The organism is uncultured Friedmanniella sp., from assembly GCF_964244285.1.
Lineage (GTDB): Bacteria > Actinomycetota > Actinomycetes > Propionibacteriales > Propionibacteriaceae > Microlunatus.
Window position 1 is genome coordinate 257523 of the sequence record NZ_CAXTHT010000005.1, and the last position, 13563, is coordinate 271085.

17 protein-coding genes are annotated in these 13563 nt (G+C 64.5%); 8 read left to right on the forward strand and 9 right to left on the reverse strand.

The window, feature by feature from the left end; genetic code table 11:
- Positions 1–149: 149 nt before the first annotated feature.
- A complete protein-coding gene (locus tag ACFE7W_RS14295; RefSeq protein ID WP_375425473.1) occupies positions 150–680 on the forward strand; it encodes a GNAT family N-acetyltransferase in 531 nt (176 codons plus the stop codon).
- Positions 681–2560: 1880 nt separating this feature from the next.
- Here ACFE7W_RS14295 and ACFE7W_RS14300 read toward each other — a convergent pair.
- Positions 2561–2815 carry a hypothetical protein gene (locus ACFE7W_RS14300; RefSeq protein ID WP_375425474.1) on the reverse strand — a complete coding sequence of 85 codons (255 nt, stop codon included), beginning with the start codon at positions 2813–2815 and terminating at the stop codon, positions 2561–2563.
- A 683-nt stretch (positions 2816–3498) separates the two neighbouring features.
- Between ACFE7W_RS14300 and ACFE7W_RS14305 the strand changes: the two genes are divergently transcribed.
- The 3 genes from ACFE7W_RS14305 to ACFE7W_RS14315 all read left to right on the forward strand — a co-directional run bounded on the left by ACFE7W_RS14305 (position 3499) and on the right by ACFE7W_RS14315 (position 5240).
- The gene (locus ACFE7W_RS14305; protein ID WP_375425475.1) at positions 3499–3726 is read left to right on the forward strand and encodes a hypothetical protein; all 228 of its coding nucleotides are present in this window, start codon (positions 3499–3501) and stop codon (positions 3724–3726) included.
- A 12-nt stretch (positions 3727–3738) separates the two neighbouring features.
- Positions 3739–3927 carry a GNAT family N-acetyltransferase gene (locus ACFE7W_RS14310; RefSeq protein WP_375425560.1) on the forward strand — a complete coding sequence of 63 codons (189 nt, stop codon included), beginning with the start codon at positions 3739–3741 and terminating at the stop codon, positions 3925–3927.
- A gap of 677 nt (positions 3928–4604) precedes the next feature.
- Entirely contained in the window at positions 4605–5240 is a 636-nt protein-coding gene (locus tag ACFE7W_RS14315; RefSeq protein ID WP_375425476.1) for a site-specific integrase, read from the forward strand.
- 344 nt (positions 5241–5584) lie between these two features.
- Here the strand turns inward: ACFE7W_RS14315 and ACFE7W_RS14320 are convergent, their stop codons facing one another.
- The 8 genes from ACFE7W_RS14320 to ACFE7W_RS14355 all read right to left on the reverse strand — a co-directional run bounded on the left by ACFE7W_RS14320 (position 5585) and on the right by ACFE7W_RS14355 (position 8658).
- Positions 5585–5863, reverse strand: coding sequence for a hypothetical protein (locus tag ACFE7W_RS14320; RefSeq protein WP_375425477.1), 279 nt, complete (start codon positions 5861–5863; stop codon positions 5585–5587).
- Between the two features lie 367 nt (positions 5864–6230).
- A complete protein-coding gene (locus ACFE7W_RS14325; RefSeq protein WP_375425478.1) occupies positions 6231–6479 on the reverse strand; it encodes a hypothetical protein in 249 nt (82 codons plus the stop codon).
- Positions 6476–6688 carry a hypothetical protein gene (locus tag ACFE7W_RS14330; RefSeq protein ID WP_375425479.1) on the reverse strand — a complete coding sequence of 71 codons (213 nt, stop codon included), beginning with the start codon at positions 6686–6688 and terminating at the stop codon, positions 6476–6478. The genes ACFE7W_RS14325 and ACFE7W_RS14330 overlap by 4 nt, the downstream gene beginning before the upstream one ends.
- A 100-nt stretch (positions 6689–6788) precedes the next feature.
- Complete coding sequence (locus ACFE7W_RS14335; RefSeq protein ID WP_375425480.1) at positions 6789–7007, reverse strand: hypothetical protein; 219 nt, start codon at positions 7005–7007, stop codon at positions 6789–6791.
- The gene (locus ACFE7W_RS14340; RefSeq protein WP_375425481.1) at positions 7004–7126 is read right to left on the reverse strand and encodes a hypothetical protein; all 123 of its coding nucleotides are present in this window, start codon (positions 7124–7126) and stop codon (positions 7004–7006) included. Before ACFE7W_RS14340 ends, ACFE7W_RS14335 begins: the two co-directional genes overlap by 4 nt.
- The gene (locus tag ACFE7W_RS14345; RefSeq protein WP_375425482.1) at positions 7126–7308 is read right to left on the reverse strand and encodes a hypothetical protein; all 183 of its coding nucleotides are present in this window, start codon (positions 7306–7308) and stop codon (positions 7126–7128) included. Before ACFE7W_RS14345 ends, ACFE7W_RS14340 begins: the two co-directional genes overlap by 1 nt.
- Positions 7309–7471: 163 nt before the next feature.
- Complete coding sequence (locus ACFE7W_RS14350) at positions 7472–7849, reverse strand: hypothetical protein (RefSeq protein WP_375425483.1); 378 nt, start codon at positions 7847–7849, stop codon at positions 7472–7474.
- Between the two features lie 170 nt (positions 7850–8019).
- Positions 8020–8658 (reverse strand): hypothetical protein, encoded by a 639-nt coding sequence (locus ACFE7W_RS14355; protein WP_375425484.1) that lies wholly within the window; start codon positions 8656–8658, stop codon positions 8020–8022.
- A 56-nt stretch (positions 8659–8714) separates the two neighbouring features.
- Here ACFE7W_RS14355 and ACFE7W_RS14360 point away from each other — a divergent pair, with 56 nt between their 5' ends.
- From ACFE7W_RS14360 to ACFE7W_RS14375, 4 genes are all read left to right on the forward strand, one after another.
- Positions 8715–10151: a phage terminase large subunit gene (locus ACFE7W_RS14360; protein WP_375425485.1), complete on the forward strand. Its 1437-nt coding sequence runs from the start codon at positions 8715–8717 to the stop codon at positions 10149–10151.
- Positions 10152–10222: 71 nt separating this feature from the next.
- On the forward strand, positions 10223–11734 hold the full coding sequence (locus ACFE7W_RS14365; RefSeq protein ID WP_375425486.1) for a hypothetical protein: 1512 nt from the start codon (positions 10223–10225) through the stop codon (positions 11732–11734).
- Between the two features lie 2 nt (positions 11735–11736).
- Positions 11737–12726 (forward strand): phage minor head protein, encoded by a 990-nt coding sequence (locus tag ACFE7W_RS14370; protein ID WP_375425487.1) that lies wholly within the window; start codon positions 11737–11739, stop codon positions 12724–12726.
- 167 nt (positions 12727–12893) lie between these two features.
- Positions 12894–13517 (forward strand): hypothetical protein, encoded by a 624-nt coding sequence (locus ACFE7W_RS14375; RefSeq protein ID WP_375425488.1) that lies wholly within the window; start codon positions 12894–12896, stop codon positions 13515–13517.
- Positions 13518–13563: the final 46 nt, after the last annotated feature.

Genomic DNA, 13563 nt, shown 5'->3' on the forward strand with positions numbered 1-13563 from the left:
CACGTCAGTGGACGACCCTCGTGCGGGGCCACGTCAGTGGACGACCCTCGTGCGGGGCCACGTCAGTGGACGACCCTCGTGCGGAGCACGTCAGTGGAGGAAGGCTCAGCGAGAAGCTTTGGAAGCGGTGGCCCATCAAGATGGATAGTGTGGAAGTCCGCCCTGCCCTACAGGCGCACCTGCCGGCCGCGGTTCAGGTGTGGCAGGCCGCCAACGTCGCTCGAGGTGTCGTCCCATCGCCTCAACGGGCCGACCGCATCCGACAGAAGCTCGAGGCGGCCGAAGCCATCGTGCTACTCGGCTGGGTCGACCCAGAGGTACGGGCGATGGTGCTGGCCGAACCGTGGCGTACCGACGCAGGAGCCGGCTCAGTCGTGCCAGGGCGAGGGCATGTGTCCATGGTCTTCGTCAACCCTGGCTACTGGAGTCAAGGGCTGGGGACGGCTCTACTCGCCGGACTGCATGCGAGCCTCGAGCAGCTCGGCTGGTTCCGCACGACGTTGTGGACCCGCGAGTCCAACAACCGCGCGCAACGGCTCTATCTCGGTTCCGGCTACCGACCGACAGGACGTACGGCTGACCTCGCCGCTGGCGAACGCATCCTCGAGCTCGATCGGTCGCCCATTCCCAGCCAGCACCGAGCTCAACGCGTACCGCAAGAGGGACGACCACCGGAGTGACGGCCCGGCCGGCGTCCACCGGCCCAGCAGCCTCGACCTGGCAGCCGCTGGCAGTCTCGTCGCATGGATGATCAACAGTCCGGCGGGCTGTGCGGACGCCGCTGGCGCACTCTGTGTCGTCTTGGTCGGCATGTCGCCTGCGAACGGGTTCAGCGCTATGGCGAAAGCCACGATGGTGAGGACGACAAGGAGGATCACTCCTACTACGATGATGTATGTTATTTTGACTCGATCTTGCATTGGTTGTGTTCTTTGCCGGTTACGACTTTAAGTTAAGGTTTTCACTATGCGGTCGTGCTGATAAATAGTCAATAGGATTAGGGGTTCGAGTGTCAGAGGTATCCCAGCAGGCCGGCTCCCTCCGACTTCGCGTTAGGTATAGCGACACGCAAAGACTTCCCCTATTCGGTCTGGTCGACAGACTGGGTGGCATCGAGTCGTTGATCCGGGAGGGCATAGCAATCGACTCTAACCGTGCAGATCCAAAGACCACGCAAGGCACAGAAACAGACATAGCGGAGATCTCGTACCATAGCCCGCTCGAGGTTGTGTTCATGGTCGGAACGAGCGTGACGGTCTCGGTGCTCGCGTTTAACAGGGTGATCGCAGCGCGGGCCAACGCCTTCAACAAGTTTGAGGAGGCGCGAGAGCAGCATGCTTCCATAAAATGCAACCATAGCGTTCTATGAAGACTTCACTCGATCGCTAGAGGTTCCGCAGCAGGAGCGACCAGGTCTGGATATCAAGCTGCGTAATGTCGTGAGTATTTCCATCGAAGAAGGAACCGCCGACGATCAATTCATCGACAATCCGTTCATTGTTCGGTTACCTTCTCCGGAAGGCTTCGACGACCTTCCACCTATCCAGATCTAAGGGCATGGGCATACCTCCCTACTACTGAGGAAGCCGGCCGAGCTGCGCCGTTGACAAACTAAACTCACGCCCCTGCTAAGTGCTTACGTGCTGCCACCGCCTTGCTAGTTCGGATCTATCCCGACTGGTGCTTCTCGGTAGTTCCAGTTCGCCTTTGAGACTGGCCTGTCGACATCTAGTCACGGTAGGCCATCCCTGACAACAGTCGCACGTGCGGTTTGGTCAGACCACGAACTGATGTCTTGTGTAGGTATTGCATAAGGGTGCGACTCTGATACATTGAGACCCATCAGAGTGGCGACGAGAGCCGGCATCACTGCTGGTTCTTTCTTTTGCTGCCTTATGCCCCCGCGCGCCGCTTATCAGAGTAGCGCATGGCAGTTCTGATTTTCTCACACTCGCACCATTCCATCAATAGCAATCGTGAGTCATAATGAGCGCATGCAAGTCAACACCATTAAACTGATCAGTAAGCGCATCAAGGTCCCGCAGCTCATCATCCCTCGTACGCTCTCCGTCCTAGAGGCTGAGCGTGCAGACTTCTAGGAAAAGCTACATCCGCGATATACAGGGAATGTACTACTGAGATCCCACTCTCAGAAACGCCTCGCATTGGTTAAGCCCGACATTTGTGTGTCTGTGGGCTTTTCTTATTGCCCATCCTGAATGTCAGCAGCAATCTCGATCTCCTCGCCGCACTGTGAGTCAATCTCCTCGATATTTATTTTCTCCAGCAGCGCAGGTCTAGCAATACCTAGGTCGAGAGCCTTTTTTACATTACCCATGGCGACCGTGCAGACAGAAACGGTATCGGTTGTGGTGGCGGGAGGTTGGTGATCAATGATGTTCCCGCCTAGCCCGAAGATTCCGGCGACCAGGGGACCGAGTACCGCTACTACCAGAGTCGTCCTAGAGCTCCGCTTCAACCGACTAATCTCAAGTCGCTGCGCCTCTTCTCTGCGTGTCGCGGCCTTCAATTGCTGCTTGGTAGAATCGTCGGCCATTACTCAGTACCGGTTCATGCGGTATTCGTAGCGCTCGGAGAACCTGGTATGGATGTCAAGAAGTATGTGCGCGATCGCGGCTAGGAAGCCAACCAGGCCCAGTCCTACTCCCGACAGTCGTATCCATACGACAGATTCGATCTGCGAAGGGTCGGTCAGAACAACTCGAGTCAAGTACCACGAGAGCGTGCCACCCGCAATTCCAAAAAACAACACGGCAAGGAGCTTGATCAGGCGCACAACAACTGCGGGGTACATGTGGTGAGACTAGCACCACCGACAACTCTTTGGGTAGGCCCACTTTCGGTACCGAAGCTCAGCGCTTGCATCAGTTCATTAGCAGCAAGCTAACAGGAATGCCATAAGCTCCGCTATGAGCCAGCCCGCTACTTCGGAATGAGTGTTGGGTCGGCTTCGGCGCGTGTAGCGCTTAGAGCGGCTTACAGATCGTCGCAGCGGCTTGGTGTCGATATCGCCGGTACCAACGCGCGTCCAGCCAGCAGGCGTGAGAACGTTGTGGGTCCTCGGCGGTTCTCTCATGAGTGCATCAGGTCCAGCATCTCGAGATACTCATCGCTCAATTCATCACCCCCGCACGAGCACGGCATTGCAGGAGTTGCTAGCTCCTTGCAGTCTTCACAGGTAAATCCGTTCATCGTCGCGTTCTCCATCATAGTTCCTATTACTTCTATACTATGCGCCCTTCGGTTCGCAACGGCGATACTATTTCCGTAGCGGAATGAGCAACGCTATAAGAGGTGCCTGACCCAATCCTCGGCCAGTAGCACCGTGAACATTCGACGTTCTGCCTCGTTGCCACTATCGATGACCCGGCGCGGCTCGCGCAGCCGGACCTCCTTTGGCCCGAGGAACACGACAAGAGACTCAGGGCTATGCTCCACCAGATCTAGCCGTCTCACGATCGACTTGGCCAGCTCGGCGTGGTGGGCGTCGAAACTCGCGAGGACATGAGGGCGGCGCTCGAGGTCGTGGGGCAGATGTTCGGTGACCTCGGTACGCCCGACAGCACGGAGGGCTGGCGTGACCGGGCCCTAGAGGCTCTCGCTGAAAGGGCAGCGTCCGCCGCGATCTTTGTGGTGGTAGAGGAAGGACAGGTCGTAGGCGTCGCGGCGGGCATCGTCGACCAGCGCCTCCCGAGCCCCCGATGACCGCAGGGACGCATCGGGTACGTCGAGTGGCTGGGAACGCTGCCGTCTCATCGCCGTCGCGGGATCGCGCGGCTAGCTTTACGGGCCCTGCTGAACTGGTTTGTGGAGCAAGACATCGCCGTCGTCGACGTCCACGCGAGCGAACAAGCCCGAGCGCTCTACCTCGATCTGGGCTTCACGGCCCCCATGCGACGGCGCTGAGATGGCCCGCGTAGCGCTGTCTACCGCCGAGCGGTTGGTGTACCAGATTCGGACACTCGTGCGGAGCACGTTCAGTGGACGACCCTCGTGCGGACGTCGTTAGCGCTCACGAGGAATGATGTCGAGCCCTGCGTCCGCTGTCAGAGGCCGCGCGAGCTTAAAGATGGTCGGGAGGAACGCGCGCAGTGCCAGGCCCTGTTGTCTCGGAGAGCCGGGGGTCTCGCTCTTGCGGTCCGCGGCTACTCGTTGCCAGCGCTCGTCTGGTCCGAGGGCCATGAACTTAGACGCTTCAGGGTCGGCTGGGGTGCGGTTCAGCACATCGACGACACTCGTCTCGCCCTGTCCCCATAGAGCCGCGCGACCAGAGTCCTTGTCGGCCTGTCGCGGTTGGCATCCTGCACTCCCGCGCCCGACCACACCGTCGTCGAAGGCAAGCAGTTCCAGGGGGAGATAGCTGGGTTGTCCGTTCTGCTGGGCATCCCACCAGGCACCCACCAGCAGGTACTGGTGGTCAGTCTCAGCCGCGGCTGAGTCGTAACTCCGGCTGGTGGCCGAGAACGTCTCCGCTGGAGCCGCGGTCGGGCCTGCGGCCGAGACAAAAGCGTGCGCTCCCACCGCAGTCGAACTACCTGGCGGCCGTTCAGGTTCAACTCGTCGACACCGCGTACGACCGCAGCATGGTCGCCCTAGGAGGCGCGCTACCTCACGCCACCGAGGTTCGGGAGCTTCTCGCACAACTCGCGGGCGGGCGTTACGAGCGACTTGTGACGCTGATCGTTTGTCTCGGTTTGAGGAAGGGCGAGGCGCTCGCCCTCCGTTGGTGCGACGTCGATGTGCGCCGAAGGAATTTGCGGATCAACGGAACGCTCACCCGCTTGGACGGCCGTCTCTGTCGGAGCGAACCCAAGTCGCCAAACTCGCGGCGATCCTTACCCCTATCCGACCAAGTCCTGCATCTCCTGGCGACGCAGCGGGACGCTCAGCACGAAGACCGGCTCCGGGCAGCCAATCTGTGGGTCGAGACCGACGCCGTGTTCACCACCGAAACTGGTCTGCCGTTGGATCCCCGCAACGTCTTAAGGGCCGTGACGGTAGCCGCTGGCCGCGCCGGACTAGCAAACGTCAGCGTCCACTCACTGCGGCACAGTGCCGCAACGGCGATGCTGGAGGCGGGTGTGCATCTCAAGGGAGTCAGCAGCCTGCTCGGCCACGCTGACGTTCGCATCACCGCCGAGACATACGCCCACCTCAGCGACGAGGTGGCACGCGCGGCTCTGCAAGGTCTGTCGCAGACGTTCGCCACAAGGGACTGAGTCAACGTTGGGGTCAACGTTGGGGTCAACGGGCCTCCCTCGCCGCTTGTCACCCTCCCCCGGGGTGACAAACCCGGCTTTGACCAGGCGCGATGCTGGTGGGCGATACTGGGATCGAACCAGTGACCTCTTCCGTGTCAGGGTGACGGCTTCTGGTGCTCACGCTCGGCTTGACATCTGCTGAGGGACGTGTGAGTAGGCACTATGCCGACAAGATTGTCCCAGTCTGCGACGAACTGTCATTCTTCGTCAGGGGAATCGTGAGGGATTGAGGGAACGATCGCCTTCGCAGCGTTGCGCCGGTTCTGGCATGTCGCGGGCGCACTGCGCGCAGCGCAACCGGCTCAGCTCTCAGCCGACTCCCGTCCGTCGAGCGTGTGGTGGATGATCGACCACCCGTAGCTGCCGTTGTTCCGAGGCGCGGGCTCGATGGTTGGACCGCACACGCAACTGCCGTCGTCGTCGACCTCATGCTCCAGCAGGTCGTTGAACGGGGTCACGTGGACGTGGTCGCCGTCCTCGGTGTGGGCGAGCCAGCCCTTGAAGCTGCCGTCGAGGATGCCGTTCACGGTGTCGATCAGATCGTTGTAGGTGCCGTCGAACCCGTCGATGATCGACTTCACGACCGGTCGGGACCCGTGTGGGAGCAGTCCACAGGATTCGCCGGCAACGCACCAGGCGTCGACGACATGCTGGCGGCCGGCGGCTGACATCTCGCCCGCGGTGCCGTCGGGGCTTCTCCATCCGCAGAGGCAGACGCCGTTGACGTGGCTGCGGAGCCGGTGACCGTGCTGAGCGGACCAGGCGTAGACGGCTCGGTAGGCATCCGGCCAGCTCATCGCGTGGCCGCCCACCAGAGCAGGCACAGCGGCAGGTACACCGTCACGCCGAGGAACAGGGCGCCAAACAGCGGGGCAGCGTCCCCGAGAGCTGACAGCCGCAGGTAGGTGCCGCACGTAACGAACACCCAAGCGCCCAGCCACGCCCACCTCACAGCGCAGCCTCCGGCAGCACGGTCCAGCAGGACGGGCAGCGGGTGATGTGCGAGTCGATGACGAGGCAGCGGCAGTTGCCGTGCGGGCACGTGCGGACCAAAGCCGGGTCGAACAGCGGAGCAGGGACTGATGCGCAGCGCCGGCAGTCGCAGGTGACCGACCGTGCAGACAGCAGCACCCGACCGATGACGAACGCCGACCAGACGCCCCACACGGACAGCAGACCGACGGCGAAGCCGATCACGACACACCACCGAATAGCGCGGCGACCCCGTGCTCGAACGCGACGTGGTCCCACAGCGGACCGTCGTCGACGCTGGTCACCGACCGCACCTGTCCGAGATCAGCCGGCAGGAACACCACGGTGACCGGGCAGTCGACGTACTCGGCGCAGTGCGGGCACGGCAGGTGGGCGGTGGTCGGCTCCACATAGCCGAGGCTGGTGGCGCTCATCAGTCCCGCCCCTTGCCGGTCACCAGCAGGTAGACCAGGTAGACGAGGAGGCCGACGGTCATCGCGAGGTCGCCGACGATGAACGGGACGATGGAGCCGTTCACGCCAACCCCATCTCATGCCGGTCGCGGAGCTTCGGGTGGGTTGTCATGTGCCACAGGCCGCAGCGGCACAGGTACGGCAGCTTCTGCGGGCTATTCGGGTACTTGGCGTTGAAGAACTTGCTAGCTGACGTGGCTCCGTCCCTGCGCAGGTAGCTGCGCTTGCCCGGGGTGCGGCAGAGGTCGGCGTTGGGTGCCTCGGTCAATGCGACGGTCATCTGTCGCCCTCGCAGACGGGGCAGATGTCGACGATGCGCTCGTCCCACGTGCCACCTTCGACGGTCACAGTGCCGGTGCCGCGGCAGGTCCAGCAGCCGTCGGTCTCGTCGTCGTACATCAGGAGACCAGCGGGATGATGCGGGCGGTCAGCTCGGCGGGCAGGATGCCGTTGTCCTGCAGGTCGGCGACCGTGTCCAGGTAGTCGTGGGCCTCATCAGCGGTGACGAACGATTTCTGTTCGACGCGCTGGTAGACCTCGACGATGACGGTGGGGTACGGCTTGACGGGGTGGCGGGGCATGGGATTCTCCGGGGTCATTCCGGCGGGGGTGCCGGTGCATAGGACCGTCCGCGCCGGCACCCCTACCGCCACAGGAGAAAGCCAGATCCGCCCTCTTCTCAGCAACTGTTTAGGCGCGACGAAGCCCCCGCACCGGTGAGGTGCGGGGGCTGTCGGCTGTAGGTCAGGCGCCGGGTCGGTAGTCGACCTGCTCCCCGTCGGCGATCTTCGGCTGCGGCTCGGAGGTCTCGTCGGAGTACCCATAGCCCTCACCGCCGACGGGCTCGCCGTTGTCGGACGGGTCGATGCCGTAGCCGTGCTGGCCGGACTCGAGGGCAGCCTGGCCGGCGAGACGCAACGGGTCGGTCTTCAGGTAGGCGGCGACAGCGCCCGCAGCCGGAGGGATGAGCGCCTTCAGGACCGCAACGAACGGGGCAGGCAGATGGGCGAGCACGGCAACACCGTCGGGGGTCTGGAAGTAGCCGAGCAGAGCGAGCAGGCCGTAGGCGCCAATGGCGACGACCGCTCCGATGACGACCTTCGGAGAGATGGGGGTGGACACAGGTGAGCTCCTGGGTAGTAGGTGCTGCCCACCGTTCGCGCCGGCCTCTAGCTGACAACCAGCCGGCTGTGGATCTCAGTCACTGACAGTCAACTGACAGACACGTTCAGTAACTGACCCCGATAGAGAGAAGGAAGGAGAGATTGACTGACTGAGGGACTGACTGAGTGTCACCACTCCTGCTCGTCCAGGGAGCGGTCAGCCTGCCGTGTCAGCTCCGCCCGCACCTCCGCGATGTCGACGGTGCCCAGCGTGTCGGCTAGGTGGGCAAGCTTCCCCCTCGACGACCGCAGCTGCTTCTTGCGTTGGGAACGCACCGGAACAGCCGACCTGCGGACCAGCTGACGGCGCAGCCGGTTCAGTTCCGCCACCGACCGGCCCAGCTCCTCGGCCAGGACACCAGCAGCCTTTGGGTCCACCGCCTCGACCAGCACCTGCTCAGCAGTAGCAGCACCACGGCCCACCAGCCGCACCAGCCGCTCGACCGCCTCCCGGTCATCGCCGCGGGCACGGTGCGGCAGCACGACGATCGCATCCGCCAGCTCCGACTGCGACAACTCAACGCCCGGACGGGCCACCACCAGGTACGAGCTCGTCCCGCGATTGTGCGGTACCGCGACCGGCACCCGGTGCAGCTCGGCTTTGCCCTCATCGGCGAGATGGTGAGCGGCCCGACGGACCGCGGACAGCTCCGCCGTCGTCGGTGGCCGGCCCAGCTGCTCCTCGAGGGCGCGCTTCACCCCGACCGCTGGCTCCAGCTCCAGCCGGGCGAGCAGCAGCTGCGTCCAGCGACCAGTCCGATGAGGCACCCCGGCACCCTAACCAGAGCACGGCGCAGCGGCTGAGGTTTCGGACCGTCTAGGTCATGCCAGCTGCCCTCGACCGCGCGTTCCTCGACGCGTTCCTCGACGGCATCGACCCGCCGAAGGTGGAGGCGGTAGTCCCCGGCTGGAAGCCTCAGCCGAAGCAGCTCATCGCCCAGGACCTTGCCGACGACCCGGACATCTTCGAGATGCTGTACGGCGGTGCAGCCGGAGGAGGCAAGAGCTTTTGGATCCGCAACGACGCCGTCCGGTTCGCACTGCGGCACTCCGGAGCGCACGTCGGCATCGTCCGCCGCACCATGCCGATGCTCAAGCAGACCCACCTCGGGCCCCTCCGCGACATCTGCCGCGACCTCGCCGTACACAACCGCACAGAGTCGACATGGACGTTCTCCAACGGCTCCGTGATCCGCTTCATCAGCCTCCAGCACGACGGCGACGAGCAGAACTACAAGTCCGTCGAGTTCGACCGGCTCTACTTCGACGAGGTCACCGAGCTTGCCGAAGCGCAGTACACCTACATGCTGTCCCGGCTCCGCTCACAGCACGGTCACCCAGTAACCGCCATCTGCGTGTCGAACCCTGAGGGTGTCGGGTACGCGTGGGTCAAAAGGCGGTTCGTCAGCCCGAAGCCCGCCGACCTCGCCGAGAACCAGGAGCAGCCGAAGGAGTTTGTTCCCTGGAGGCCACCCCTGCCCGGCGGTGGAGGTTTCGCCCGGTCCCGCGTGTTCGTCCCGGCGACCGTCTACGACAATCCGGCGCTGCTTGCTGCGAACCCGAACTACATCCTCCAGCTCCAGTCCATCCCCGACGCTCGCAAGCGCAAGGCCCTGCTCGACGGCGACTGGGAAGCGATGGACCAAGTACAGGGAGCGCTCTGGTCGCTGTCGCAGATCGAGCCCGATCGGGTGGCGCACGCTGCCGACCTGTACCGCGTCGTCGTAGCCATCGACCCCGCCGGTACCACGGGGCCGTACGCCGACGAGACCGGCATCATCGCGGCCGGTCGTGGCTACGACGGGCACGGCTACGTCCTCGCGGACGCGTCCGGCAAGTTTGACCCCGGAGCGTGGGCACGACAGGCACTCGACCTGTACATCCAGCTCCAGGCTGACGCGATCGTGGTCGAGAAAACTGCCGGCGCTGGCTCCGACAGCCTCATCTACGTCCTCACGACCGAAGCGCAGGCGATGGTCCGCGAGGGAAAGCTGACGATGCTGCCGCGCTTCGTGCCCGTCCACGCGACCCGCGGCAAGGCCACCCGAGCCGACCCGGCCGCGCAGCTGTACCGCAACCATGCCGTCCACCACGTCGGAGAGTTCCCCGAGCTCGAGGAGCAGTTGACCACCTGGGTGCCGTCGTCCAGCAACAGCCCCGACCGCCTTGACGCGCTCGTCTGGGCACTCGAAGGCGTCTCCGGAGCCCACGACGGAGAACTAGCTCCGACCCGTCGTCGAAGGCGCTTTGCCCGCACCTGAGCTGCCTGACCCGGCACCGCGGACCCGGACCGTCCAACTGAGCACCACCACTCAGAGGACGGCTTTCGCGCATGGTTGAGCAGAACCCCGACATCGCTATCGCGTTGGCGTCCGTACAGTCACGCATCGGCCCGGCCTCCCAGGCACGCAGTTTCTACGACGGCGACCAGCCCGACGTCTACGACGCGAAGAAGTGGCGCAACCAGTTCGGACCGAACGTCGCGCAGCCCCGCGACAACATGTGCCCACTCGTCGTTGACACCGTCGTCTCCCGCCTTCAGCCGAAGGAGTTCATCGCCCGAAGCAAGGACGCGACGGATGAAACCGGAGCTACGGGGGCCAACGACATCGCCAAGCGGTCCCGTTGGGACCAGACCGCACCCGAAGTCCACCGCTCTGCTGGAAAAGTCGGCAAGGCCGCTGTGCTAGTTGGCGTGAACTCTCGTGGGCAGGCCGTGTTCTACCCGAAGCAGGGCGACGAGGTCCACTTCCAGTACGACCCGGAGAGTCCCGGCACTGTCGCCTGGACCGGGTTCGTGTGGACGGTCGGAGGGGCTGTGCGGGTCAACCTGTACTACCCGACGTACACCGAGCGCTGGATCACGAACAACAACACCTGGGGCGCGAAGCTGCCGCAGCAGGCGACCGCGTTCCGGCCGTTCGACGACGACGGCAAAGACTCGGTCCTGTCGAACCCAATGGGCCGCGTGCCATGGTTCGAGTTCGCCCTGGACAAGTCCGACTTGTCTCCGGTGTTCAAGCTCCAGCCGGCCCTCGACATGGCCCTGTGCGACCTGCTCATCCTCAGCCGGGCCGCGGGGGCACCGCAGCGCTACGTCACGGGTGCCGCCCCGGTCGACGAGAGCGCACCCGCACCGGCTCCTGGCCTCGGGCAGTTTGCCGCCCCTGTCCCGCCGCCTCTGAACCCTCCAGCTCCGGACCTGAACTTGACGCTGGCAGAGAACTACCTCGACGGCAAGCCCGGCAAGGACGAGATCGACGGCCTCCACATCGAGACCGGACCCGACCAGACGTGGTTCCTCGACGACCCGCAGGCGAAGGCCGGCAGCCTTCCCGCAGCCGAGCTCGAGGGCACCATCAAGCTGCTCGACAACCTCCGCACCGCTGTCCTGCGCGACACGTCCATCCCGCCCCACCTGGCAATGATGACGACCGGAGACTTCCCGTCCGGCAAAGCACTCAAGACCGCTGAGGCGCAGTTCGTCGCGAAGGTGCTCGCCCGCATGATCGCGTGGGGCAACAGCTGGGAAGACGCGTTCGCGTTCGCCGTCCAGGCCGAGTTGTCGCACAACAGCCGCGGCGAGTTCATCGGCCTGGCTGAGATGCCGGCGCTCGAGCTGACGTGGGAGGACCCGCACACGCAGGAGGGGCTCACCGAGGAGGCACGTCTGGATGCCCTCATCCAGATCGGCGCACCGGTGAGCGTGATCTTGGCCGACTCGATGGACTACAGCCCGGCTCGCGCTGCCGAGATCGAAAAGCTGGTCCGCGAGGAGGCAGACCGCAAGAGCGAGGCCTCGGCGACGGTCTTCGCCCGTGGTGGCCTTGACATGGCGGCCTGACGGTGGCCGACGACCCGGAGAAGGAGCTGGCCGAGCGGGAAGCTTTGACCGTAGCGCGGGTCGTGTTGGGTCTTGCGGACGTCGTTCGACAGCTGCGGTCGGACTACCTCTCTCTTGACTCAGACGCTGCCCGCCGCACGACTCTCGGGCTTGCCGTGACGAAGCGGTGGGTGGCTCGGAGTAGCGCCTACCAGCACACCGTGAGCCTGCTCGATGTCGGACTGGGGCGAGTTGCCCGGCTCGTCGGCGACTCGGTTGTCCAACTGCGGACTCACGCGACCCAGGCCGGGGCGGCCCAGGCTGCGTCGTTGGCGGAGTCGCTCGGAGGGGACGGGTCACAGCTGAGTGAAGCGCGAGTTGCCGCCATGGTCGCTGAGCTCGACAGGGGACCGCTCGACGCCATCCTCACCAGACACGCACGCGAGACATCTGCTGCTGCTGGTCAGGTTCTGCTCGAGTCGGTTGCCACCCGCCGTGACGTCCGCAGCACGGCGAAGCTCCTCGGCCAGGTCCTCGACGTTCCCCGTTGGCAGGCCCTCAGCATCGCCCGCACCGAGCAGTACCGGGCGTACCGGGAAGCTCAACGTCAGACGTGGCTCGCCGACGAAGGCGTGACCGGGTGGACGTGGGTGGCGAACCTTGACCGACGCACCTGCGGCTTCTGCTGGAGCCAGCACGGCCTCGAGTTCCTGCTCGAGGAGAAGCCGGCCGCACACGTCAGCTGCCGGTGCCGAATGGTTCCGGTGACCGCTCGGACCCGAGGCCGGCGTACCGGAGAGCAGAGGTTCGCCGAGCTGAGCGAAGCCGCCCAGAACGCTGTGCTCGGACCCGCAGCCGCGGAAGCATACCGAGACGGCCTGTTCACCCTGGCCGATGTTGCTGGGCACATCGAGCACCCGCACTGGGGGCGCACGGGACGCGTCCGGTCGCTGCGTGAGCTCCTCGGAGACGACGTGCGCGCCACCTACCTTGCCGCTGTCCGCAACCGCTGAGAGCTGCTTGCGTGCCCCTCAGCACTGGGGACGGTCCCTTCTAAGAGGAGCGGCACGATGCCACCTCTGATCAGGAGGGCGGCACGATGCCACCGACTGCTACTGGAGCAGCACCGACAACCGAGACCATCCCGAGCGCGACCGACGTCACCGTCGAGACCGCGGCCGTGGAGGCGACGGAAGTTGTTACACCCGACGAAAGCGCACCTGTGGAGACCGCGGCCGCGGTCCCGACTGGAGCTGCTGACGACGTAACCGAGCCCGCAGCCGTGACTGACCCGGAGGACAAGCCTCTGGGAGAAGGCGGACAGAAGGCTCTCAGCGCAGAGCGTGAGGCTCACAGCGAGCTCAAGCGAGAGTTCGCCGCGTTCCGCGAAACCGCAGTGTCGAAGGTTGACCACGACGCTGTCGCCACCGAGCGGGACGCGCTCAAGTCAGAACTCGACACGCTCCGTGCGGCCGAGCACACCCGTAACGCCACCGAGGCCATCAAGGCCGCTGCTGTCGCTGCCGGTGCCCGCAAGCCCGGCCTGATCGCCCGGCTCGCAGACCTGGGCGCGTTCGACGCCGACAAGGGCAACGCCGAAGAGCTCGTCAGGGCCGTCAAGGACGACCCCGAGTACGCCGACCTGTTCGGGCCCGTGGCTCAGCCCGGACTCGGCACGCAGGACGGTCCGAACATCGCCGACCTGAAACGGCCCTACTTCACCAAGAAGCAGGTCGACGACATGGACACCGCGCAGTACGCGGCCAACCGCGAGCACATCTTCGCGTCCATGAAGACCTGGTGACCCAACCGCAAGACCCGCACCACTCCACCCAGTAAGCAGCAACCTT